The sequence below is a fragment of the Microthrixaceae bacterium genome, from assembly GCA_023957975.1.
GTDB lineage: Bacteria > Actinomycetota > Acidimicrobiia > Acidimicrobiales > Microtrichaceae > JAMLGM01.
In genome coordinates this window covers 171,078-193,224 of sequence record JAMLGM010000005.1, presented here as the reverse complement: position 1 = coordinate 193,224, position 22,147 = coordinate 171,078, and the positions used below count along the sequence as shown (strand labels likewise).

The following is a 22,147-nucleotide window of genomic DNA, read 5'->3' as shown; positions in this document are numbered from 1 at the left end:
GGTGGACGTTTTCGAGAGTCCGTTCGGGCCGCTGAACCTCGAACGGACCCCGGGACGCTGCAGCGAGCTTCGCGGCTGGAACGCCGCCGAGGAGTATGTGTTGGCGCATCTCATCGATCGCTTCGGCTCGGCAGCGCTCCCTGGGCGCATCATCGTGGTCAACCCTGCAGCCGGCGCGGTGCCGCTCGCACTTGCGTTGGGTGGGGCATCGCCGGTCGTGGTCACCGACAGCGCCGTCGATGTGTTGGCGATGCAGGCCAACGCGGTTTGCAACGGCATCGATCCGGACCGATTCACGGTCGTCGCCGATCCCCGGACCCTCGTGGAGGTCACCGGTTGGGGCGAGCAGGCGGCCGACGTCGTCGTCGTGATGGTGCCGAAAGGCCAAGCGTTGCTCGAAGCCCAGCTGCGAGAGATCGCCGGAGTTGTCGACGATCACACGGTCGTGGTTGGAACAGGCATGACCCGCCACGTCCACCGGGCAACCATCGACGCGTTCGCGGACCTGATCGGGCCGGCGACCACGTCGCTGGCGCGTCGCAAGGCCCGACTCATTCAGCCGACCCCGGACCCGACCCGGTGCGGTCCGCTCGCGCCGTCGAACGGTCGGCCAACGATCGAGGTGACCGACCACGATCTGAGGCTCGTCAGCGAGCCGGGGGTGTTCGGTGCCGAACGGGTCGACGCCGGCACACGGCTGTTGCTCGACCACCTTCCGCCGCTCGACCAGTATGCGGGCGGGCCCGACTCGCCGGTTCGGGTGATCGATCTGGGGTGCGGCAACGGCGTCATCGGCGCGGCGATCGCACGACGGTACCCAGGCGCGGAACTCACCTTGATCGACGAGTCCTACGCAGCGATCCGTTCGGCCCGCGCCACGTTCGAGGCCACCGTCGGGCTGGCGGTCGACGCGCAGCATCAGCCGCGGCGCCGACCGCCACGATTCGTGGTGGGCGACGGTCTGCGGGCGTTCGTGCCGGGCGACGACGCGACGCCACACGAGCCCGGTGCCGACGATATGGTCGCCGACGTCATCATCACCAACCCGCCGTTTCATCACGACCATGCCGTCACCGATGAGATCGCCTGGAGTTTCTTCCACGGTGCTCGCCGGGTGTTGCGCCGCGGGGGAGTGCTCGTCGTGGTCGGCAATCGGCACCTGAACTACCACAACAAGTTGAGGCGGCTGTTCGGCAACGTCGACACGATCGGCTCCTCAAAGAAATTCGTCGTGTTGGCGGCGCACAAGCGCTGAGGACGTTCGGCGGGCCGGTGTGGTTATGATTAGTGCAGGTTCGCGTATGACTCTGCAGTAACAGGTACAGCAGGTTCTCGTAGCATCATGCGGAGGAGGCGTCGATGGTTACCACAGTCACTCACCAGAGAGACCGGCACGGTGCTGCGGCCGTTCGGCAGGCCGTCCTTGCGTCGAAGGACAGGTTCTGGCGATCAACCGACCTGGCATTGTCCCAGTCCACCGCCTACCACCTGTTCGGCGACCTGGTCGCCCAAGGGGAGTTGCGGCGCGTGCGTCGAGGGCTCTACTGGCGTGGAGCGAAGACCCCGTTGGGTATGGCGCCGCCGCCGCCGGAGCGGCTCGTGAGTGAGTTGGCACCGGGCGTTGGCGTCGGACCGGCAGGGTCGACGGCAGCGAACGTTTTGCGACTCTCAACACAGGTACCGCGGTTCAGCGAGACAGCGGTTCCGTATCGTCCACCGACCGACGTGGGCGCTGTCCGATTCGTTTCACGGGCCGCTAGAACCCAGCGGCGTACGGCTCGACTCAACCCGACTGAGGTCGCAGTACTCGAAGTCCTCGACGCCTGGCCCGATGTCGTTGAGGTCCCGCTAGCGGACGCATTCGAGCGCCTCAGGTCGATCCTGGACTCCCCGCAGGTACGCGCCGAGCGCATCGTTGCAGCGGCGGCCACTGAGCCGGGCAAGGTGCGTGCACGGTTGCGAGACGTGCTGGAGCGAAGCGGCCGCGCCGACCTGGCGCAGCGGGTCCCGCCGTCCGACCAACGAACGATGGCGCATGCTCTCGTGGCCATCTCACCTGCGTGAGCGACCCGAAGCACCACTGGCGTGACGAGGAGCCGGAGGTGTTCCGCGGTGCAATCTTGACGGCTGCAGAAAACCTCAACATCCAACCGCTTGCCGTAGAGAAGGACTACTGGGTGTGCGAAGCCCTCCGGGCAATCGTGACGACGCACCCAGGTGAGATCGTGTTCAAGGGTGGCACGAGCCTCGAGAAGCTACGCATCATCCGGCGATTCTCCGAGGACCTTGACCTCCTCGTGGTCGGTAGCTACCCGTCCAACCGTGCACAGCAGAAGGCCTTACGCGAGATGCTCGCGGCGGCAGCGAACGCGACCGGCGCCGGGCCTTCCAGCGTCACCTCGGGCGGCAATCCAGGTAGCTTTCATCGAGCCGGATACCTGGAACCGCCACTGCGACATCGAGTCGAATCCGACGCATTCGCGGACCCTGCTGCGATTCTCGTTGAGCTCGGGCAGTCCGGAGGGCCCAATCCCCACCGGGTGCACGAGGTGGCCTCGATGCTCAGCCGCGAACTCAGGGCGTCTGGGTTCGACACCGACCGGTGGGTCGACCTCGCTCCGTTTGATGTGGAGATCCTCCACCCTGGACGGACGCTGATCGAGAAGTTGTTGCGCGTCAACAACTACACGTCCACCCGCGATGCCGATTCTGGAGATCACAACAGGGTTCGGATTGGACGCCAGTTTTACGATATCTGGGCGCTCCTCGGTGCGCCGGTGGTGACCGAGTTGCTCGGTGACCGAAAACTCGTCCGTCGGATCCTCGCAAGCGCGCAGTCGGTCTCAGCCTCGATCGGGCGCCCCGACCAGCCGGTGCCCACCGGTGGCTTCGCCCGTTCGGACGCGTTCAACCCCGACTCGCCATTCGCTTCACAGCTACGACAAGCACATGACCGTGCGATGCGCGTCCTGTACTACGGCACCGACCAACCTCCTACGTTCGATGAAGTCCTCGCCCGGGTCAGCGCTTGCTCAGACCTGCTCAATATCGCAATCCATTCGTCTGATACCTGAGGTGAGGGCGTATCGTGGATCGAGACGTGTCGTAGTTCGCGTCGAAGTCGACGGGGGGGACCGGATGGCAGAGTGGCAGGTAGCGAGGCTGATCCCGACTTGGGGGATCCAGAGCGATACAGAAGCTGAGATGCGAGCGGTATCGGCGACGTTGGCGGTCGTGTCTATCGTGCGGGACTTCTCTATCGCCCTCCTAGGTCCATTTGGGGCGTCGGCGGCGAAGAAGGCGCTTGTCGAGACGTTCGTTGAGGTGTCCTTCAAACTCGACGATGGCACGGTCATCAGGCCCGACGGGCTTATTCGGGTCACCTATGGAAAGAACACGTTCACCGCTCTCGTCGAGGTAAAGACTGGGCAGAACGTACTGAACTCAGCTCAGATCAACAGCTATTGGGAGGTTGCCAGGAAGTACGGCTACGACGCAGTGATCACGATCTCGAATGAGATCGCACTACCTGGACAACACCCGGCCGCGGGGTTGAAGGTTCGATCCAACTCCAAGGTGCAGGTGTACCACCTGTCGTGGTCGAAGGTGCTTTCCACTGCGATCATGTGCAAGGTCCATCGCGGAGTTGATGATGTGGAACAGGCGTGGATTCTCGGTGAGCTCATTCGCTACCTGGAAAGCGGAGCGTCGGGGGCAGTTGCGTTCAACGACATGGGGTCGAACTGGGTCGCTGTGCGGGATGGAGCGAAGGAGTCGACGCTTCGAGCAAATTCGGACGAAGTTCGAGAGGTGGCGCAACGCTGGGACCAACTTCTGCAGTTCGTGTCGATGCGGCTTGGTTCCGAAATCGGAGCCGATGTGCAGCAAGTGGTGTCGAAGGGCCAGCAGGATCCGAAGGTGCGGCTCACGCAGTTGGCCGACGTTCTGTGCGGTAGCGGGACGCTGGCAGGCGCGATCAAGATTCCGAACGCAGTTGGCGTTATCGGAGTTGAGGCCGACCTACGCGCTCGCCGCTTGACGACATCGGTTGATGTGCCTGCGCCGTCAGACCGAGGAAACAAGGCGCGGATGACGTGGCTGCTCCGGCAACTCGGCGAACAGTCATCCTCTCTGTCAATCGAAGCCTGGCCGCGCAATTCGCGTGCTCCTCTGGTCGCAAGTTGGAGTGAGGTCGCAGCGGACCCAGACCGGCTCACCGACTCGGAGGGCCGCGAGTTTCTTCGATTCCGCCTCGTGCTTCGAGCGGAGATGGGGCTTGCACGGAAGGCCGGTGGGAAAGCCGCTGGGTTTATCGACTCCGTCGATGGCCTCATCAATCGGTTCTACGGAGACGTGGTTCAGGGACTCGTAGCGTGGTCGCCGCCGGCGCCTCGGCTGCGACCGAAGGACGTGATTCCCGTTGCTGCTCCGTCGGTGGTCGACTCGCGTCCAGATGCTGAAGATGCCATGGACCTCGCAAGTGAGGTGGCAATGGAAGCGACAATGCGAAGCACTCCGATCACTCCGACACGGCATGGGCCAGATGCTGTTCGAATCGCGCCAGGGTCGGTCGACTAACTCGACGAACGGCGGGGTCAGGCAGGAAACGCTGCGCCTCAGGGCGACGATCCGATGGGGTGCCGAACCGCCATGGCGCAATTCCCGAGTGCGGGGCACCCTGCTGGGCCGGTGTCGACAACCGTGCCAACGCCTAACATCGGTCACACCTCGCGCCCGGAGATGTGCGGGGAGGGAGACGAGATGCCCGGAAGCGTACGGCTCGAAATCGACGGCGGTGTCGCCGTCATCACCAACGACAACACCGAGAAACACAACGCGTTCGATGACGCGATGGATGCCCAACTGTTCGGGATTCTCGAGCAGCTTTCGGGCGACCCGTCGGTGCGAGCCGTGGTGTGGCGCGGCGAGGGCAAGTCGTGGTCCTCGGGGCGCGACACCTCGATCATCGGCAACGCCAGCACCGACCTGACCCATCATCAGATGATGGTTCGCGGTCACCGCGGTATCCAACGGCTCTGGGAACTCGACGCCCCGGTCATCGTGGCGATTCAGGGGTGGGCGATCGGCGGGTCGTTCCAACGGGCGTTGCTGTGTGACATTCGCATCTGCACTCCCGACGCGAAGTTCATGTTGCCCGAGGTCGGCCACGGCGTGATCCCCGACACCGGTGGCATGGGTGTGCTCTATGAAATGTGCGGGCACGGACTCGTCAGCGACATGGTGCTCACCGGCCGACGGCTGAGCGCCGACGAGGCGCTGCAACACGGGATCGTGTCGCGCATCGTCGAAGCGGACGAACTCGACGCGACCGCGATGGAGATGGCGCAGAAGATTGCGGCCTCGCCGGCGGTCACGGTGAAGCTCGCCCGTCGGGTGATCTCGCATTTGTCGCGCCCCCAGATCGTGACGTCGATGGACGACGAGTTGATCTACCAGACCTTCCTCAACCGATCCGACGACTTCGCCGAATTCAAGGCGGCACGAGCCGAGGGGCGCGAGCCCCGCTATACCGGGAGCTGACATGGTCGACCGTTCTCAGTTCCCCGGCATCCCGGTTCCCCCCGCCGTTGGAGCGTCGGCGATGGCGCCCGGAACCTACGACGGTGAAACGGTGTTCGTCACCGGCGGCGGCACCGGCCTCGGCAAGGCGATCGCCTCGGAGTTCGCTCGCTTGGGCGCGAACATCGTCATCGCCTCGCGCAAGCCCGAGCACCTGGCGGCCGGCATCGAAGCGATCGAGGCCATCGGCGCCGAGGTGATCGGCGTCGAGTGCGATATTCGGGAGCCAGACTCGATCGCCGCAGCCTTCGACGCCGCCGGACAGCGGTTTGCGCTGCCCGGTGTGCTGATCAACAACGCGGCCGCCAACTTCCCCGTACCGGCCGAGGACATGTCGCCAAACGCCTGGCGCACGGTCGTCGACATCACGTTGAACGGCACGTTTTTCGTGAGCCGCGAGTTCGGTCGGCGACACATCGAGGCCGGGACCCCCGCTTCGATCCTCAGCGTCGGAGCGTCCTACGCCTGGACCGGCGGGCCAGGATTCGCTCACAGCTCTGCCGCCAAGGCCGGGGTCAAGAACCTCACCGAAACCCTGGCGGTCGAGTGGGGCCCCTATGGCATCTCGGTCAACTGCCTCGTGCCCGGGCTGTTTCCGCACGAGGACATGACCGCGGATATCACCGGCAACCTCGACCGCACCACCGACAAGGACGCCTGCCAGCCGGCGTTACGCGTTGGACATCGCCAGGAACTCGGGTGGGCCGCAACGTTTCTGGCGTCACCCTTCGCCCGTTTCATCAGCGGCCATACCCTGGTCGTGGATGGCGCGAACTGGCAGCGGCGCATGCTCACCAACCCGCCGGTCGTGCCGATCCGTGAGCAGATGGGTCGAGGCTCATTCGACCCCAACCCGCCAGCCCGGTAGCGGCCGGGTTCTGAACGCGGCGAGCATCAGCGCATCATCTCGCCGCCGTTGACCAACAGCGTCTGTCCGGTGATGCAACGTGCGCGGTCCGACAGGAAGAAGGCGATCGCGTTCGCGACCTCCTCGTCGGGCACGATCTCGCCGAGGGGGATGGCGGCTTCGAGCTTGGCCTTCACCTCGGTCTCGGTGATGTCGTTCGCCGTGGCCTGCCATTGCACGTAGGTCTCCACCGGCGGCCCCCACATCCAGTTCGGCACGACGGTGTTCACGCGAACGTTGTCGGGGCCGAGTTCCTTGGCCATGTGGAAGCTGGCACTCAACAGTGCGCCCTTGGACGCCGCGTACCCGATCTGTTCGATGAGCGGTGCCAGCATCGACTGGCTGCCGACGAGCACGATCGACCCGCCGCCGGTCTCGCGCATGGCATCCGCGGCGGCGGTCGAGATCCGCATCGAGCCGATGAGGTTGGTCTCGATGCTGCGTCGAACCTTGTCGAAGTCGGCGGCTCTCAGGCCACCCGACGCTCCGGTGTAGGCGGCGACCTGCGCCAGGCCGTCGACGCGACCGAAACGCTCGATCGCCGTGTCGACGATTCGCTGGCACTCGTCGGGCTTGGTGATATCGGTCGGCACGGCAACGACGCGCTCCCCGGTGGGATCGAGTTCCCGGGCGAAGGCCGCCAAGGTATCGCCCGAGCGTGCCCCGATGACGACGTTGGCCCCGTCGGCGAACGCCACGCGGGCGACTTCGGCGCCGAGGCCGGGACCGGTTCCGGTGATGACGACGGTCTTCGATTCGAGCAGCGGTCGAACGGGCATGAGGCCTCCGGGTGATTGCGAGTGCGAATGCGAATGCGGCACCTGCACCGTACCGCCCCCCAAATCGCCCGTTCTCCGATAACCAGTGGTCGTGATCACGACCACTGGTTATCGGAGAACGGGCTGGGGCGGGAGAACAGGCTGGGGCGGGAGAACAGGCTGGGGCGGGATCCCGTAGCCTGCAGGGATGCAGCCTCCGACGTCGTCGCGCCGGACCCTCCCACCACCGGCGATTCATCTGTACCGTCTCCACAACGCGCCCTGGGTTCTGCTGGCGGTCGTGATGGTGGTGTTCGGGGTGATCGCGTTCGTTGCCGACGAGGCGGTCCTCGGGGCGATCTCTATGACGGCAGCGGTCGTTGCGGCGGCCGTGTGGTGGGTATGGTCGACGCTGCGATTCCGAGCGGTGTCGTGGGAGCTGACCGAGGGCACCGTCGAGTCGCGGCTCGGCGTGGTTCGACGGGTCGAATCGGTGCTCCCACGCGGCAGGGTTCAGAACGTGACCAAGTCGTCGGGACCGGTCGAACGGGCGCTCGGGATGGCCACGATCCATGTTCATTCCGCCGGAGCGAACACCCCCGACATCGTGATTCCCCACGTGTACGAAGCCGATGCCGAACACCTTCGTTCGGTGTTGCTGCCACGAGAACAGACGGAGGGTTCAGCTCCCTCAGCGGTGCCGGAGTCCCAGCCCGATGTCGATGCCGACGTCTGAGACGAGTTCGCACCTCGACGATCCGATCGCGGCGTGGAGACACTGGACCCGAGTCGATCCGCGTTCGACGCTGCCGATCGCCGGCCCGGTCGTGGTGGTGTTGATCGTGTTGTGGCTCCAGCAGTTCGCCCCGACCTCCGGCACGGCAGGCGATGTCGCCGAAGCATTCGTCGAGGACTGGACGGGGCTCGTCCTCGCTGCAGCGTTCGCCGCAGGTGCTGCCGCTCGGTACCTGTCGACCCGGTTTCGAATCGCCGACGGCGTCGTGCAATGGCGCACCGGCATCCTCACACACCAGGCGAAGGAACTCGGCCTTGACCGAATCCAGGATGTGACGATCACGCGGCCGCTGGTGGCCCGAGTGTTGGGGCTGTCGAGGGTCACGATCAGTTCGGCTGGATCGGATGGTGAAATCCTCCTCGAATACCTCTCGGTGGAGGGAGCCGAGGTGCTGACCACAGCCTTGGTCGGCGCGTTGCGGCTTCGTGGTGCTGGCGATGGGGTTGCGGAGGGGCAGGGTTCGCAGGGGGTCACGGCGGAAGGTCGAGGCGGGGCGGAGTCGGTTCGTGAACTCCACCGTGTCGATCCCGGCGAGTTGGCGGGCGCGGTCTGGAACCGTTCCTGGCCCTGGGTGTTCGGTGCTGTGATCGGCCTCGTCGTGTGTGTGACCGCGGGTGTTGTGGCACAGGCCTGGCAGTCGTTGGTGCCGCTGATTGCCATGAGTTTGGTCGGGGTCGTCTCTGTTGTGGGTTGGACGCTGAACCATGCGCGCCTCACGGTGGTGCTCGAGTCCGGCGAGACGGTTCGGGCCACCGCCGGGGTGGCGACGATCCACCGTTCGTCGAGCCGATTGCGGCGAATTCAGGTCGTCTACGGGGAATCCGGTTGGATGCAGCGCCTGCGTTCGCGGGAGTCGGTGTGGTACGCCTCAGCCGATGCCACCTTGGACGCAGACGGGGCAGCGGTTCGGGGGCGGTTGGCTCTCGACATGCCGACAGGAACGTGGGCCGGGTTCGCTCACGACCTGATTGGACTTCCCATCGAGTCGCTTTCGCGCTTGGTGCAGAAGCCTCGTGCGGCGCGCTTCGCCGTGTTTGCTCGGGTGGCATCGATCGCCACTCCGGTGCTGGCCGCGCTCGGAATTGCGTTGGCGGTCCTCGTGGTCGGACAACGTCGCAGTGAGTGGTCGACCGGGTTGAGCTCCGCTCCGCTGGTGTGGGGCTGGTTGGCGATGGTCCTCGCAGCGATCGCCTTCGGCGTCTATCGGGGTTGGCGCCTTTGGAGGGTGGAGCGTTGGGGGCTCTCCGAAACTCACCTCGTGGTCGTACGCGGGCTATTGCGTCGCCGGGTGCTGGCCGCCTCGGTTTTCAACACCCAGTCGGTTCGCGTCATCAGCGGTCCGATTCAGCGGCGCCTCGGACTGGCGAGCGTGCAGGTGTCGCTGGCACCACCGGATGTCTCGATGTCGCCGCTGATTGCCGACATCGAAGTCGCCGAAGCCCACGATCTTGCGCGCCGACTCATCTCGTTCTGCGATAACGAGTGGTCGTGATCACGACCACTCGTTATCGCAGAACGGGCGGGGCAGGGGCGCTACTCGGCGATCATCGCGTTGCCGGCGGCGACCGCGTAGGCCAAGCCGCCCGCGCGTTCGTAGATGGCGCGGAAGTAGTGCTCGGCGAGTTGCTCGTGGCCGACGAGCGGCGGACTGCCCAGCGACAACACGACGGCGGCGGGGTCGGCGGCCGGGTGCACTCGTTCGTCGCCCTCGGGTAGGTCGTCGAAACTCCCCCAGAAGTCGCGGGTCGGCGCCTGAGCCCTCGCGCCGCGAGCGGCGCCTTGAGCCGCGTAGCGCTGGGTGCCCTGGGATCGTTGCTTGTTGGATCGACGGGATCGGCTCATGCGAGGGCACCTCCGGTGAGCAACTCGTTCTCTTCGGCCAACTCGGACTCCTCGGTGAGGATGGCATCGGCGTTGAGCCCCAGGGCCTGACGCAACTGATCGGCGTCGAGGTCGGACAGCGACGACGACTTGGGCAAGACGAGATCGGCGATGCGACGCTTGTCGGCCACGACCTCCTCGACCTTCTCGTCGACCGTGCCCGGGCACACGAGCCGGTGGCAGATGACCGTCTTGGTTTGGCCGATTCTCCAGGCGCGATCTCGGGCCTGATCCTCGACCGCCGGGTTCCACCAACGGTCATACAACACGACGTGGCTCGCGGCGGTCAGGTTCAGGCCGGTTCCACCGGCTTTCAGCGACAGCACGAGCGCGCCGGGCCCATCGGACTGCTGGAACTCGCGGATCATCTCGTCGCGCACCGTGCGGCTCAGTCCGCCGTGATAGCAGTTCACCTTCTTGCCGGTGATCGACGTCAGGTGCTGTGCCATGCGGCCACCCCACTCGGCGAAGTGCGTGAAGATCAACACCTTCTCGCCGACGGCGAACACCGAGTGGACGATCTCCTCGAGGCGGGCGAGCTTGCCGGATCGGCCCGCGAGTGGGCGGCCGTCGTCCTGGTAGGCGGCGGGGTGGTTGCAGATCTGTTTGAGCGCGGTGATCGCCGCGAGCACCTCACCCTTGCGCGGTTCGGCGTCGTCGGAGCTGTGGGTCACGAGCCGGTCGAGCACCGCCTGATACAACCCGATCTGTTCGGGGGTCATCGAGCAGTGATCGAGGGTGTCGACGCGATCGGGCAGTTCCGCAGCGATCGCCGGTTCCGACTTGGTGCGGCGGAACACCAGGATGCCGTTGAGCGTGCGCAGTGCGCTCTCGGCTCCTTCGGCCCCGGCACCGTTGGTGGCCTGAAGCGATGCGATGAACTGCGACCGTGCCCCGACGAGGCCGGGGTTGGTGAAATCGAGAATCGACCACAGGTCGCCGAGGCCGTTCTCGATGGGAGTGCCCGTGAGGGCCACCTTGCAGCGGGCGTTGAGCCGTCGAAGCTGCCGTGAGGTGTCGTTCGCAGGGTTCTTGATCGCCTGTGCCTCGTCGAGCACCACTCGGGCCCACTCGATGTCCTCGAGATCGGCAATGTCGCGCACGGCCGTGCCGTAGGTCGTGATGATGACGTCGTTGAGCGCGGCGATCTGCGCGATCTGGCGGCCCTCGGCACGGCTCGGGCCGTGATGGACCATGATCTTGAGCTTCGGGGTGAACTTGTGCGCCTCCGATGCCCAGTTGCCGATCACCGCCGGCGGTGCGATGACGAGCGCTGGGCCCCCCTCGCTGGTCTGCGCAAGGTGCGCGAGCATCGTCGGGGTCTTACCCAGCCCCATGTCGAGCGCAAGGCAGCCGCCAAGGCCGGCTTCGTCGAGGAAGCCGAGCCATCCGAGCGCCTCCTTTTGATAGGACCGCAGGTCGCCGTCGAACTCGGGTGGGGTCTCGACATCTGCGGCCGACACCGCCCCCGCCGCCGCAAGCAGGTCGTTCGCCCAGCCGGAGCCGGCAAGGCTGATCCCGCCCGACAGCCCGCCTCCGTCCAAGCCGAGCGCCTGGCGCAGCATTTCGGCGCCGGTGAGTTGAGTGGTCGTGGAGCGTTCGGCGAGGGCTGCGGCGGCATTCGCCAGGTCCTGGTGGTCGATCGCCACCCAACGGCCGCCGGATCGCACGAGCGGCCGCGCCTCCTGGGCGAGGCGGCTGATGTCGGCGGCGGTGAGCTCGACATCGTCGAAAACCGCCGACCACCGTACGTTTGCCAGTTGATGTGCCCCGACGACGCTGCCCGTGGACTCGGAGGTGAGCCGCAGCGAGGGGGTCGCCTTCCTCGTCGACAGCGCCGGCACCCGCACGTCGTAGCCCGACATGGCGAGTTCGGGCCCGGTCTTGCTCATCAGCTCCCAGGCCTCGTCCTGGCTCAGCAACACCTCGCCGCGCCGGTTGGACCCCGGGCGCAACAGCACCGGAAGGAGCCGTTCGAGCCGCACGAGTTGGTCTTCGATTTCCCGACGCCGCGCGCCGGCATTGACGAGCGCAACCTCGACCGAAACGAGCTGCCCATCGGGATCCTCGGCCAACACGATGAGGTGCCAGGCGTTGGCGGTGTCGGGCGGATCGAGTTGCAGGATGAGTCGGTTGGGGTTGCCGTTGACGACCGGTCGCGCCCAGCGATCGATGCGCCCCACGAGTTCGTTGCCGCAGTGGGTCGGCGCGTCGAAGTGGCTGCCGTCGAGGCTGGCGAGGAAGGTCTCGGCAGTGTCTCGCGCATTGCGCACCTGGGGCGGGGGAGCGGGTACGTCCACCATCGATGCCGCCATGCGACAGATGGCATCGACCATGCCGGTGAGCGCGGTCTTGACGACTTCGCGGCCGTCGGTGGCCGGCGAGGCCGCGGTGCACGCGCCCGGCATCGTCTCGGCGAAGTACTCGAGGCGCTCGTTGTCGATGAGCGTCGGGGTCCACCGCACCGAAAAGGCGCTGAGGTTCGGATCGTGGTTCTTCTTGTTGCGGCGACGTTGACGCAACAGCGGCACCATCGCTCCACGCGCCGCGAGGTCGACCGCCCACACCGCGACCTGGCCGAGCCATCGCCCGGAGGGCCCGACGAGTGGGCTGGCGTCGTCGCCGCCGAGGCTCACGAGCCAGCCGAGGAGTTCGCTGGCGGGGATGGCCAGTGCCTCGGCGCTGGTGCCGTCGGGGAGTTTGATCGACGGGTGTTTCGACCATCCCGAAGCGGAGGCACCGGCCTGGGACAGCAACTCTGCGACCCGGTCGAGGTCTGCGGCCCCGACGGTCGGGCCCGCGGCCCAGGCGATGACCTTGCCGGGCTCCCAACTGAGCTGCAACAGCACCGCCGTCGGATGGCCGAGGCCGGCGTGGTTCGGATCGATGTCGAGGGCCTCGACGTCTCCGGTGAGGCGGGCATAGGCCGAGATCAGATGCCGGTGCTCGGTCTGGAAATCGGCGAGTGCCTGGAAACGGTCCTCGTCCTGGGATGCCTCGAGAACCTCGATCGTGTTCTCGGTGTCCTCGAGGAGGTGGATGAGCATGTTGGTCCAGCGGCGTTCGTCGGCCTGCAGGATCTCCATCTGTTCCGGCGTTGCTTCGCCGTACGCGTGCGCCTCGACCGCCGAGCGGAACTGGTCGTCGGTCGCAGCGGCTGTGGCAGCGGAACTGTTGTGTGCGTCGGCCATAGGTGTGGCGAGCCCCGTCGATGCATCGATGAACCATCACCGTCGAGCATCGACGGCGGTGAGGTGTTGGAGAATGGCTGCTCGCGAAGGCGATGAAACGTCGTCCGCAAGACGTGGGGTCGACCGTCTGGCACGTGACCCCCTGCGGAAGGACCCGAACCGACGCCGAGGCGAGGGGCCGGATGAGCGGGAACGCCCCGCCAACCGCAGGACCAATTGTAGCCCAAGGGGATCGGAGTCGTGCACACCCGCGTCTGCGGGCCGGTCGTCGCTGACCGCTGACGTTGGACAGCGTCGAGTCGGCTGTGGTCGAGTGGCCCGATGTACCTCGATGCTTCAGCGGTGACCCGCCTCGGGCGGACTCCACACGAAGAACAACCCGACTCGACCCGTTGCCGCGCCACCATCCACGACGGGTGGGACATCCTCGGCAACACCCACGGCGGCTACCTGCTCGCAATCGTGGGCCGATCGATCGCCGAGGTCACCGGGCGGCCGGATCCGATGACGATCACCGCGCACTACCTGTCGCCGGGACGGCCGGGTCCCGTCAGCATCGATGTCGAAACCGTCAAGGAGGGGAAGCGTTTCTCGACGGCACGGGCGACGATGCTCAACGCCGACTCCAAGCCGGTCATCACCGCGCTCGCCACCTACGGCGATCTGTCCGAGCGCGGCGAGTTTCCGACCTGGATCGACGGCGCCGCACCCGACGTGTTGCCACGACAGGAGTGCGTTGAGATGGGGGCCCAGGAAACGACGCCCGAATTCATGCGTCGGGTCGACCTCCTGATCGACCCTCGCGACCTCGGTTTCGTGTTCGGTGAACGCACCGGTATGCCGCGCTATCGCGGGTGGTTCCGTCTCGGCGACGGCGAGCTGTTGACCACTGACGCACTGCTCGTGGCCATCGACGCCTTCCCTCCGACCATCTTCAATCTCGACCTGCCGATGGGGTGGGCGCCGACGGTGGAACTCACCGGCCACATCCGTGCCGTGCCCGTCGACGACTGGCTCTGTTGTGAGGTACGGACCCGATTCGTCAGTACCGGATTCATGGAGGTCGATGGCTGGTATTGGGACGCTGCGGGCACGTTGGTGGCCCAGTCGCGCCAGTTGGCATTGTTGCCACGGGGTTGAAGCGGGCGGTCTCGCGGGGACTGGGCGCGCCAGCGGGTCACATCCGACCCGCTAGCGCGCCGAGTCCTGTGTCGCGATGCGTTTGGCGCAACCGCTATTGCTGGTTGAAAACTGGACAGGTGTCCAGTAGTGTCCTGGACACATGTCCAGTTCAGCAGTCGCCGCACGCTCCGAGCGCCCGTCTCCCCGTCAGGTCGAGACGATCAATCGTCTGGTCGACGCGGCTGTCGACGAGATCCGAACGGTCGGCTTCGCCGGGCTGACGGTGCGCAACGTCGCCGCCCGGGCGGGGGTGGCGGCCGCGACGGCCTACACCTACTTCGATTCCAAGGAGCACCTCGTGTCGGAGGTGTTCTGGCGTCGACTCAAGGAGTTGCCGCTCCCACAGTCCAACGACGACCGCCCGGCCGCTCAACGCGTCGCCGACGCTCTGCGGTCCGTGTCGAACCTGGTGGCCGACGAGCCCGAGCTCTCCGCGGCGGTGACCACCGCACTGCTGGCCCATGATCCGCAGGTGAAACGACTGCGCGACCGCATCGGCGCCAACATCCGCATCCGACTCACCAACTCGCTCGGCGCGGACGATCTGTTGGTCGTCCACTCGCTCGAACTGCTCTACGCCGGAGCCCTGCTCCAGGCCGGCACCGGCCACCTGTCGTACGACGAGCTCGGCGACCGCCTCATCGAATCCGCAACACTCATCTTGGGGGGACGCACATGACCGTTCACTACAGCCCGTACGACTACGAGTCGCACGAGAACCCGTACCCAATCTACGCCCGACTTCGCTCCGAGGCGCCGCTCTATCGCAACGACGACCTCAACTTCTACGCGCTGTCGCGCCACGAGGACGTGGGCGCGGGCTTTCGTGATTCGGCACGGTTCTCAAGTGCCGACGGCGTTTCCCTCGACAAGGAGGCCACGGGCCCCCACGCCTACAAGACCATGTCGTTTCTGGCCATGGATCCGCCTCGTCATACGCGAATGCGCGCCCTGGTCGCCCGCGGATTCACCCCCCGGCGAGTCGTCGAGTTGGAAGGTCAGATCCGCGAGATCGCGATCGACTACCTCGACGGCGCACGCGACGGCGAGCCCTACGACATCATCAAAGACTTCGCCGGGCGCATGCCGATGGACGTCATCAGCGAGATGATGGGGGTGCCGAAGGCGGACCGCGACGAGATCCGCCGCCTCGCCGACCTGCTCGTGCATCGCGAGGAAGGGGTCGAGGGGGTGCCCGCAGCCGGAATCGAGGCGGCGATGACGCTGTTCGGTTACTACGACGACATGGTCGCCCAGCGGCGCAAGACGCGTACCGATGACCTGACGAGTGCGTTGATCGACGCCGAGATCGACGACGAGAAGCTCGCCCACGACGAGATCGTCGCCTTCCTGTTCCTGATGGTCGTCGCCGGCAACGAGACCACGACCAAACTGTTGGGCAACGCGCTCTACTGGGCTTGGCGCAACCCGGATCAACGCGACGCCGTGTGGTCGGGGCAGCGCAGCGTCGAGGAGTGGATCGAGGAAACGTTGCGTTACGACACCTCCTCGCAGGTGCTGGCACGCACCACGACCGAGGATGTCGAGATCGCCGGCGGTGTCATCCCGGCCGGTTCCCGGGTGCTGTTGCTGGCGGGCTCGGCCAATCACGACGAGACGGTGTTCGATGCCCCCGAGGAGTATCGCATCGGGCGCGACACCAGCCAGATCCTGAGCTTCGGGGTCGGACGGCACTTCTGCATGGGCGCCTCGCTCGCCCGGCTGGAAGCCAAGGTCGCGCTCGAAGAATTCGTCGCCAGGGTCGCCGGCTACGAGCTGGACCCATCGGGTATCGAACGGGTGCACTCGGTCAACGTGCGCGGGTTCTCGGCGCTTCCATCCACCTTGGCGCTGCGGGCCGCCTCCTGATGGCACGGTTCGAACCGCACCCGACCCGCCGTCCGGTCCTGGTCACGGGGGCCTCGGCCGGCATCGGTGCGGCGACCGCCCGCGCCTTTGCGGCGATCGGGCACCCGGTGGCGATCGCGGCGCGGCGCCTCGACCGTCTCGACGAACTCGCCGCCGCGATCCGCTCCGACGGCGGTGAGGCGGTCGGCGTCGCGATGGACGTCGGAGACCTCGATTCCATCGACGCCGGCGTCAGAGCCGCCGAGGCGGCGATCGGCGAGATCGACATCGTCGTGTCCAACGCCGGCGACAACGAGCCGTCGACCGTACACAGCGATGACGCCGCACGTTTCGCCAGGCACTACGACGTCAACGTCTTCGGTCCACAGCGCCTCACCTCCGTGATTGGCTCGGCCATGATCGAGCGAGGTCGCGGCGACATCGTGTACGTGTCGTCGATGAACGCGTCGGTCCCGCGGGTCATGTCGGCCGCCTACAACTCCTCGAAGGCTGCGCTCGAGGCCTACGCCCGCACCGCGCAGATGGAATTCGAGGGAACGGGCGTGCGGGCCTCGATCGTTCGGCCCGGACCCACCCTCACCGAAATGGGTTGGGGCTGGGACCAACAACTTCTCGACCACACGATGCGCGAATGGCAGCGCTGGGGCGTGTTGCGCCACGGCGGGTTCATCGACGCCGACGACATAGCCGCGGCCATCGTGCACGTCGCCACGGCGCCGCGGGGAATGCTGTGGTCGCTCGTCGAACTCAACCCGGAGGCGCCGCTGCCGCGTCGCAGCGACACCTCCGACCAATCGGAAACGAACTGACCGCAACGGTCTCAGACCAGGGGGAACCGTCATGACCGACACCGACACCGCCAATGAGCCACGCATCCCGGAGTTCGTCTCCGGCGGCGACGACACCACCGGCCATCTCGAGGAGTTGCGCCACGACCCGATCGGCCTCATGGCCAGAGTCCGCGCCGAACACGGCGACGTGGGCGCCTTCATGCTCGTCGATCGCCCGGTGGCACTACTGAGCGGCTCCGAGGCGAACGAGCCCTACTTTCGGGCACCCGAATCGGCGCTCGATCAGGCCGAGGCCTACCCGTTCATGAAGCCGGTGTTCGGAGAGGGCGTCGTGTTCGACGCCTCGGCCGAGCGGCGTCGGGAGATGATGCACAACCAGGCGCTGCGCGACAAATACATGCGCGGCCATGCGGAGAAGATCCACGCCGAGATCGACCGGATGTGCGAACGCTTCGGCGAGGCCGGCCAATTCGAGATGCTCGACTGGTTCGCCGAACTCACGATCTACACCTCGACCACCTGCCTCATCGGTCCGCGGTTTCGGGAGGACCTGACCGCTGAGTTCGCGGAGCTCTTCCACGATCTCGAAAAGGGCACCGATGCCCTCGCGTTCGTCGACCCCTACATGGACATCGCGTCGTTTCACCGACGAGATGCGGCCCGCGAGGAACTCGTGGCCCTGATCGATGCCATCCTGCAAAAGCGCCTGGCCGAGCCCGCGCCCGAAGGCGACGACCGCGACCTGGTCGACGTGTTGTTGAGCATCAAGAACGAGGACGGCTCGCTCGCTTTCTCCGCCGACTACATCACCGGCATGTTCATCTCGATGATGTTCGCCGGCCACCACACCACCTCCACCACCCTGAGCTGGACCCTCATCGAGTTGCTGCGCAATCCCGAGCATCTCGCAGCGGTGCGCGGCGAACTCGACGAGTTGTACGCGGATGGCCGCTCGGCCTCCTATCAGGCGCTGCGGGAAATGCCGATCACCGAAGCGGCGATCAAAGAGACGTTGCGCCTTCACCCGCCACTCATCCTGCTGTTGCGCGTGGCCAAGGAACCCTTCGAGGTGGCCGGCTACACGGTTCCCGAGGGATGGCTGGTCGGTGCCACTCCGGCGATTTCGAACCGGATCGAGGAGTCCTTCCCCGACGCCGACCGCTTCGACCCGGGTCGCTACCTCGACGGCCGCGCCGAGGACCTTGAGAACCCCTGGAACTGGATCCCCTTCGGCGCTGGCCGCCACCGTTGCGTCGGCGCACAGTTCGCGATGATGCAGCTCAAGGTGATTCTGTCGGTGCTGTTGAAGGACTGGGATTTCGAGTTGGGTGCCCCGCCGGAGTCCTACGTCAACGACCACTCGAAGATGGTGGTGCAAATGAAGTCGCCGACGACGGTGAAGTACCGTCGCCGCCAGGACTGAGGGGGCCCGATCATGGCATTTCGTATCGAGTTGGACACCGACCTGTGTCAGTGCCACGGCGTGTGTGAGGGCGAAGCCCCCGACGTGTTCGAGGTGCGTAAGCACGAGTTGCACATCCTGATCCCCGAACCGGGCGAACAGCACCGGAGCGCGGTGCAGGCCGCCGTGAAGTACTGCCCGACCCACGCCCTGTCGATCGTCGACCTCGACTGACCCGGTGTCGGCCAACAACGCACCTCCGCAAGAAAGGAACCACGTGAGTTTCCACGAACCCAAGTTGCTCATCGACGGACAACTCGTCGACGCCACCGGCGCAGCGACCTACGACAACACCAACCCCGCCACCGGCAAGGTGATCGGCCAGGCCCCCGACGCGTCGCTTGCTGATATCGACCGAGCCATCGCCGCGGCACGGCGGGCCTTCGACGAAACCGACTGGTCGACCAACACCGAACTGCGCGTGCGGTGTCTTCGCCAGCTTCACGATGCGTATCTCGCCAACTCCGAGGAGATCCGGGCGATGACGGTGGCCGAGGTCGGGTGCCCGGTCGGGCTGACCTATGCGGCGCAGCTCGACATCCCCGTCAGTTCCATCGCCTACAACGCCGACCTGTTGGAGGGCTACGAGTTCGACACCGACCTCGGCGAGGCGGTGCCCCTCGGCATCAAGACCCACCGAACGATCGCCCGCGAGGCCGTCGGGGTCGTCGCGGCGATCACGCCATGGAACTTCCCGCACCAGATCAACCTGGCCAAGGTGATCCCCGCGCTCGCGGCGGGCTGCACCGTCGTCTTGAAGGCTGCGCCCGCAACCCCGTGGGCGGCCAACAACCTGGCGCGCCTCGTGGCCGAACACACCGACATGCCGGCGGGCGTGTTCAACGTCATCACCTCCCAGGAAAACGCCATCGGCGAGGTGTTGTGCACCGACCCCCGCGTCGACATGGTCAGCTTCACCGGCTCCACGGCCACGGGACGCAAGGTCATGGCGGCCGCCTCGGCCACCCTCAAAAAGGTGTTCCTCGAACTCGGCGGCAAGTCGGCGTTCATCGCGCTCGACGACGCCGATCCGATGGCCGTGGCGATGGGCGCCGGATTTCAGATCATGGCGCACGCCGGCCAGGGCTGTGCGATCACGACCCGGCTGTTGGTGCCGCGTGCCCGCCAGGACGAGTTCGTCGATGCGCTCGTGTCGATGATGCAGGGAATCGGGTGGGGCGACCCGACCGATCCCGGAAACTTCATGGGCCCCATCGTCAGCGAGGTCCAACGAACCAAGGTCCTCGACTACATCAACACCGCGGTTGACGACGGAGCCGAACTGGTGCTCGGCTCGGGCAAACCGGCCGTGCTCGAGGGGGAGTTGGCGGGCGGATACTTCGTCGAACCGACCGTGCTCGTCAACGTCGACCAGAACTCGCGCATCGCCCAGGAGGAGGTGTTCGGACCGGTGCTGGCGGTCATCGCCCACGACGGCGACGACGACGCCGTGGCCATCGCCAACAACAGCCTTTATGGACTGTCGGGAGCGGTGACCTCCAACGACATCGAACGTGCCCGCTCGGTCGCACGGCGAATCCGAACCGGCACCATCAGCGTGAACGGTGGGCTCTATTACAGCCCCGACGCTCCGTTCGGTGGCTACAAGCAGTCCGGCATCGGCCGCGAGATGGGGGTCGCCGGGTTCGAGGAGTACCTCGAGCTCAAGACGATCGCGGAAGGCATCTGATGGCGGTTGCAGGATTCGTCGGCCTTGGCAACATCGGAGCACCGATGGCCAAACGGCTGTTGTCCAACCCCGACGGGCTCGCCGTGTTCGACCTGTCGGCCGAAGCCACCGCTCCGTTCGCGGAGGCCGGTGCGACCGTCGCCGACTCGCTCGCGGCGCTCGGCGAGGCGGCGGAGGTCATCTGCATCTGCGTGCGCGACGACGCTCAGGTGCGCGAGGTCGTCGGTGGACTGTTGGAGGTCGCCCGGCCGGGACAGGCCTACGTCATCCACTCGACGATTCGGGCCACCACCGCCGAAGACCTCGCCGAAATTGCCGCTGCCAAGGGGGTGTACGTCGTCGACGCGCCGATCTCGGGTGGGGCGATGGGCGCCGGCGACGGCCGCCTCGCGATCATGGTCGGCGGCACCGACGAGGCCCTCGAGGTCGCCCGTCCGGTCCTCGAACTGATGGGTTCCATGATCAGCCATCTCGGACCCGTCGGTGCGGGAACCCGCACCAAGTTGGCGCGCAACATGATGCACTTCGTGAGCTACGCGTCGGCGCTCGAGGCGAGCCGCCTCGCCGAGGCCGCCGGGATCGACATCGAGGAACTCGGTCGGATCGTGCGCCATTCCGACCAGGTCACCGGCGGCCCCGGGGCGATCCAGGTGCGAAACACCACCGCCCAGATCGACCCCGACGACTGGTGGTACGGCGTGATGGAGAACGTCTTGTCGCTCGGAGGTAAGGACCTGAGCCAGGCGATCGAACTCGCCGACGAACTCGGCGTCGACGTACCGATCGCCCGCCTCGGACTCGACCAACTGGCCTTCGCTCTCGGCGTGGCCTCCTCACCGCTCAACACAGGACGAAACCAATGACCGATCACGTAGAACCATCCCCCGAACGCAGCGCGAACCTCCAGCGCATGGGGGAGGTGTACGGCTGGGAGATGACCGACGGCACCGGCGACTTTTTCTCCTACACCGTCGATCACCTCTTCGGTGAGATCTGGAATCGTCCGGGCCTCGACGATCGGGCGCGGCGTCTGTTGCTCATCGGCCTGCTCATCGGTTCGGGCCAAGAGGATGTGCTGGATATCCAGTTTCCCGCGGCGCTGTCCAGCGGCGACTTCAGCACCGAGGAGCTGCGCGAGATCGTGATCCTCGCGTGCCACTACGCCGGGTGGCCCCGCGGCGGGCGAATCAACACCCAGGCCGAAAAGGCCATCCATCAGTTCGAAAAGAAGCAACAGGCTTCCTGATCCCAACGGGGGACATCCACGATGCAATCCGAATCCAAACAGTTCGACGGCAAGGTCTCGATCGTCACCGGCGCCGGCCAAGGCATCGGCGAGGAGTACGCCCACGCGCTCGCCCGCGAGGGTGCGGCGGTGGTGGTCGCCGATCTGAACGAGGAGAACGCCAACAGGGTCGCGGCCGACATCGTCGCCGACGGCGGCCGGGCGCTCGGCGTCAAGGTCGATGTCTCCGACCCCGAGTCCTGCGTCGCCATGGCCGAGGCCGCGGTGGCCGAGTTCGGCCGAATCGACCACCTGGTCAACAATGCGGCGATCTACCACGGCATGGAGATCAACGGCCTGTTGCGCATCGACCTCGACTACTACCGCAAGTTCATGGACGTGAACATGAACGGCGCCGTGTATGCGACGCGTGCCTGCTGGCGCGAGATGCGCAAGAACGAAGGTGCCGCAGTGGTCAACCAGACCTCGACCGCGGCGTGGATGGCCTCGGGTTTCTACGGGGTCGCCAAGGCCGCGCTCAACTCGATCACCATCAACCTGGCGGCGGAGATGGCATCGCTCGGCATCCGCGTCAACGCCATCGCCCCCGGCCCGACGAACACCGCCGCGACCCAGATCCTCACCGGTGGCGAGGAGAACTTCGACATCTTGTTGACCGACGTGATGATCAAACGCCCGGGAACGCCCCTCGACATGGCGAACGCACTCGTGTTTCTCCTCAGCGACAAGGCGAGTTGGATCACCGGCCAGATCATCGCCGTAGACGGCGGTCAGTCCAAGCGCATCTGATCTCG

The 22,147-nt window shown here is 66.1% G+C and carries 21 protein-coding genes; 18 read left to right on the top strand and 3 right to left on the bottom strand.

What is annotated here, in order from left to right; translation table 11 throughout:
* Position 1: 1 nt before the first annotated feature.
* The 6 genes from M9952_09600 (at position 2) to M9952_09575 (ending at position 6,448) form a co-directional block, all read left to right on the top strand.
* Positions 2 to 1,255 (top strand): methyltransferase, encoded by a 1,254-nt coding sequence (locus tag M9952_09600; GenBank protein MCO5313170.1) that lies wholly within the window; start codon positions 2 to 4, stop codon positions 1,253 to 1,255.
* Positions 1,256 to 1,359: 104 nt separating this feature from the next.
* Positions 1,360 to 2,064 (top strand): hypothetical protein, encoded by a 705-nt coding sequence (locus tag M9952_09595; protein ID MCO5313169.1) that lies wholly within the window; start codon positions 1,360 to 1,362, stop codon positions 2,062 to 2,064.
* Positions 2,061 to 3,074 carry a nucleotidyl transferase AbiEii/AbiGii toxin family protein gene (locus M9952_09590; GenBank protein ID MCO5313168.1) on the top strand — a complete coding sequence of 338 codons (1,014 nt, stop codon included), beginning with the start codon at positions 2,061 to 2,063 and terminating at the stop codon, positions 3,072 to 3,074. The genes M9952_09595 and M9952_09590 overlap by 4 nt, the downstream gene beginning before the upstream one ends.
* The gene (locus M9952_09585) at positions 3,004 to 4,578 is read left to right on the top strand and encodes a hypothetical protein (protein ID MCO5313167.1); all 1,575 of its coding nucleotides are present in this window, start codon (positions 3,004 to 3,006) and stop codon (positions 4,576 to 4,578) included. The genes M9952_09590 and M9952_09585 overlap by 71 nt, the downstream gene beginning before the upstream one ends.
* Before the next feature lie 183 nt (positions 4,579 to 4,761).
* A complete protein-coding gene (locus tag M9952_09580; protein ID MCO5313166.1) occupies positions 4,762 to 5,541 on the top strand; it encodes an enoyl-CoA hydratase/isomerase family protein in 780 nt (259 codons plus the stop codon).
* A 1-nt stretch (position 5,542) separates the two neighbouring features.
* The gene (locus M9952_09575; protein MCO5313165.1) at positions 5,543 to 6,448 is read left to right on the top strand and encodes an SDR family oxidoreductase; all 906 of its coding nucleotides are present in this window, start codon (positions 5,543 to 5,545) and stop codon (positions 6,446 to 6,448) included.
* A gap of 26 nt (positions 6,449 to 6,474) precedes the next feature.
* On the opposite strand, the gene M9952_09570 is transcribed toward M9952_09575, so the two are convergent.
* On the bottom strand, positions 6,475 to 7,266 hold the full coding sequence (locus tag M9952_09570; GenBank protein ID MCO5313164.1) for an SDR family oxidoreductase: 792 nt from the start codon (positions 7,264 to 7,266) through the stop codon (positions 6,475 to 6,477).
* Positions 7,267 to 7,453: 187 nt separating this feature from the next.
* Between M9952_09570 and M9952_09565 the strand changes: the two genes are divergently transcribed.
* Positions 7,454 to 7,981, top strand: a complete 528-nt coding sequence (locus tag M9952_09565; GenBank protein ID MCO5313163.1) for a PH domain-containing protein — start codon at positions 7,454 to 7,456, stop codon at positions 7,979 to 7,981.
* On the top strand, positions 7,968 to 9,533 hold the full coding sequence (locus M9952_09560; GenBank protein ID MCO5313162.1) for a PH domain-containing protein: 1,566 nt from the start codon (positions 7,968 to 7,970) through the stop codon (positions 9,531 to 9,533). The genes M9952_09565 and M9952_09560 overlap by 14 nt, the downstream gene beginning before the upstream one ends.
* A 41-nt stretch (positions 9,534 to 9,574) precedes the next feature.
* Here the strand turns inward: M9952_09560 and M9952_09555 are convergent, their stop codons facing one another.
* Positions 9,575 to 9,883, bottom strand: a complete 309-nt coding sequence (locus tag M9952_09555) for a hypothetical protein (protein MCO5313161.1) — start codon at positions 9,881 to 9,883, stop codon at positions 9,575 to 9,577.
* Positions 9,880 to 13,113, bottom strand: a complete 3,234-nt coding sequence (locus M9952_09550) for a DEAD/DEAH box helicase (GenBank protein ID MCO5313160.1) — start codon at positions 13,111 to 13,113, stop codon at positions 9,880 to 9,882. Before M9952_09550 ends, M9952_09555 begins: the two co-directional genes overlap by 4 nt.
* A gap of 321 nt (positions 13,114 to 13,434) precedes the next feature.
* Between M9952_09550 and M9952_09545 the strand changes: the two genes are divergently transcribed.
* From M9952_09545 to M9952_09500, 10 genes are all read left to right on the top strand, one after another.
* The gene (locus M9952_09545; GenBank protein ID MCO5313159.1) at positions 13,435 to 14,253 is read left to right on the top strand and encodes a thioesterase family protein; all 819 of its coding nucleotides are present in this window, start codon (positions 13,435 to 13,437) and stop codon (positions 14,251 to 14,253) included.
* Positions 14,254 to 14,395: 142 nt separating this feature from the next.
* The gene (locus tag M9952_09540) at positions 14,396 to 14,974 is read left to right on the top strand and encodes a TetR family transcriptional regulator (GenBank protein ID MCO5313158.1); all 579 of its coding nucleotides are present in this window, start codon (positions 14,396 to 14,398) and stop codon (positions 14,972 to 14,974) included.
* Positions 14,971 to 16,164 carry a cytochrome P450 gene (locus M9952_09535; protein ID MCO5313157.1) on the top strand — a complete coding sequence of 398 codons (1,194 nt, stop codon included), beginning with the start codon at positions 14,971 to 14,973 and terminating at the stop codon, positions 16,162 to 16,164. Before M9952_09540 ends, M9952_09535 begins: the two co-directional genes overlap by 4 nt.
* Positions 16,164 to 16,973, top strand: coding sequence for an SDR family oxidoreductase (locus M9952_09530; GenBank protein ID MCO5313156.1), 810 nt, complete (start codon positions 16,164 to 16,166; stop codon positions 16,971 to 16,973). The genes M9952_09535 and M9952_09530 overlap by 1 nt, the downstream gene beginning before the upstream one ends.
* A gap of 31 nt (positions 16,974 to 17,004) precedes the next feature.
* Positions 17,005 to 18,378, top strand: a complete 1,374-nt coding sequence (locus tag M9952_09525) for a cytochrome P450 (protein ID MCO5313155.1) — start codon at positions 17,005 to 17,007, stop codon at positions 18,376 to 18,378.
* A gap of 12 nt (positions 18,379 to 18,390) precedes the next feature.
* Positions 18,391 to 18,591 carry a ferredoxin gene (locus tag M9952_09520; protein ID MCO5313154.1) on the top strand — a complete coding sequence of 67 codons (201 nt, stop codon included), beginning with the start codon at positions 18,391 to 18,393 and terminating at the stop codon, positions 18,589 to 18,591.
* 43 nt (positions 18,592 to 18,634) lie between these two features.
* Positions 18,635 to 20,107: an aldehyde dehydrogenase family protein gene (locus tag M9952_09515; GenBank protein ID MCO5313153.1), complete on the top strand. Its 1,473-nt coding sequence runs from the start codon at positions 18,635 to 18,637 to the stop codon at positions 20,105 to 20,107.
* Positions 20,107 to 20,970, top strand: a complete 864-nt coding sequence (locus tag M9952_09510) for an NAD(P)-dependent oxidoreductase (protein ID MCO5313152.1) — start codon at positions 20,107 to 20,109, stop codon at positions 20,968 to 20,970. The genes M9952_09515 and M9952_09510 overlap by 1 nt, the downstream gene beginning before the upstream one ends.
* Positions 20,967 to 21,353: a carboxymuconolactone decarboxylase family protein gene (locus M9952_09505; protein MCO5313151.1), complete on the top strand. Its 387-nt coding sequence runs from the start codon at positions 20,967 to 20,969 to the stop codon at positions 21,351 to 21,353. Before M9952_09510 ends, M9952_09505 begins: the two co-directional genes overlap by 4 nt.
* Before the next feature lie 21 nt (positions 21,354 to 21,374).
* Entirely contained in the window at positions 21,375 to 22,142 is a 768-nt protein-coding gene (locus M9952_09500; protein MCO5313150.1) for an SDR family oxidoreductase, read from the top strand.
* Positions 22,143 to 22,147: the final 5 nt, after the last annotated feature.

Excerpts from the sequence above, each read along its gene's own strand:
- M9952_09565 (MCO5313163.1), top strand. The coding sequence starts at position 7,454 with ATGCAGCCTCCGACGTCGTCGCGCCGGACCCTCCCACCACCGGCGATT.
- M9952_09545 (MCO5313159.1), top strand. The coding sequence starts at position 13,435 with ATGTACCTCGATGCTTCAGCGGTGACCCGCCTCGGGCGGACTCCACAC.
- M9952_09570 (MCO5313164.1), bottom strand. The coding sequence starts at position 7,266 with ATGCCCGTTCGACCGCTGCTCGAATCGAAGACCGTCGTCATCACCGGA.
- M9952_09585 (MCO5313167.1), top strand. The coding sequence starts at position 3,004 with ATGAAGTCCTCGCCCGGGTCAGCGCTTGCTCAGACCTGCTCAATATCG.
- M9952_09500 (MCO5313150.1), top strand. The coding sequence starts at position 21,375 with ATGCAATCCGAATCCAAACAGTTCGACGGCAAGGTCTCGATCGTCACC.
- M9952_09510 (MCO5313152.1), top strand. The coding sequence starts at position 20,107 with ATGGCGGTTGCAGGATTCGTCGGCCTTGGCAACATCGGAGCACCGATG.
- M9952_09575 (MCO5313165.1), top strand. The coding sequence starts at position 5,543 with ATGGTCGACCGTTCTCAGTTCCCCGGCATCCCGGTTCCCCCCGCCGTT.
- M9952_09580 (MCO5313166.1), top strand. The coding sequence starts at position 4,762 with ATGCCCGGAAGCGTACGGCTCGAAATCGACGGCGGTGTCGCCGTCATC.
- M9952_09540 (MCO5313158.1), top strand. The coding sequence starts at position 14,396 with ATGTCCAGTTCAGCAGTCGCCGCACGCTCCGAGCGCCCGTCTCCCCGT.
- M9952_09555 (MCO5313161.1), bottom strand. The coding sequence starts at position 9,883 with ATGAGCCGATCCCGTCGATCCAACAAGCAACGATCCCAGGGCACCCAG.
- M9952_09505 (MCO5313151.1), top strand. The coding sequence starts at position 20,967 with ATGACCGATCACGTAGAACCATCCCCCGAACGCAGCGCGAACCTCCAG.
- M9952_09525 (MCO5313155.1), top strand. The coding sequence starts at position 17,005 with ATGACCGACACCGACACCGCCAATGAGCCACGCATCCCGGAGTTCGTC.
- M9952_09550 (MCO5313160.1), bottom strand. The coding sequence starts at position 13,113 with ATGGCCGACGCACACAACAGTTCCGCTGCCACAGCCGCTGCGACCGAC.
- M9952_09520 (MCO5313154.1), top strand. The coding sequence starts at position 18,391 with ATGGCATTTCGTATCGAGTTGGACACCGACCTGTGTCAGTGCCACGGC.
- M9952_09560 (MCO5313162.1), top strand. The coding sequence starts at position 7,968 with ATGCCGACGTCTGAGACGAGTTCGCACCTCGACGATCCGATCGCGGCG.
- M9952_09530 (MCO5313156.1), top strand. The coding sequence starts at position 16,164 with ATGGCACGGTTCGAACCGCACCCGACCCGCCGTCCGGTCCTGGTCACG.
- M9952_09595 (MCO5313169.1), top strand. The coding sequence starts at position 1,360 with ATGGTTACCACAGTCACTCACCAGAGAGACCGGCACGGTGCTGCGGCC.
- M9952_09535 (MCO5313157.1), top strand. The coding sequence starts at position 14,971 with ATGACCGTTCACTACAGCCCGTACGACTACGAGTCGCACGAGAACCCG.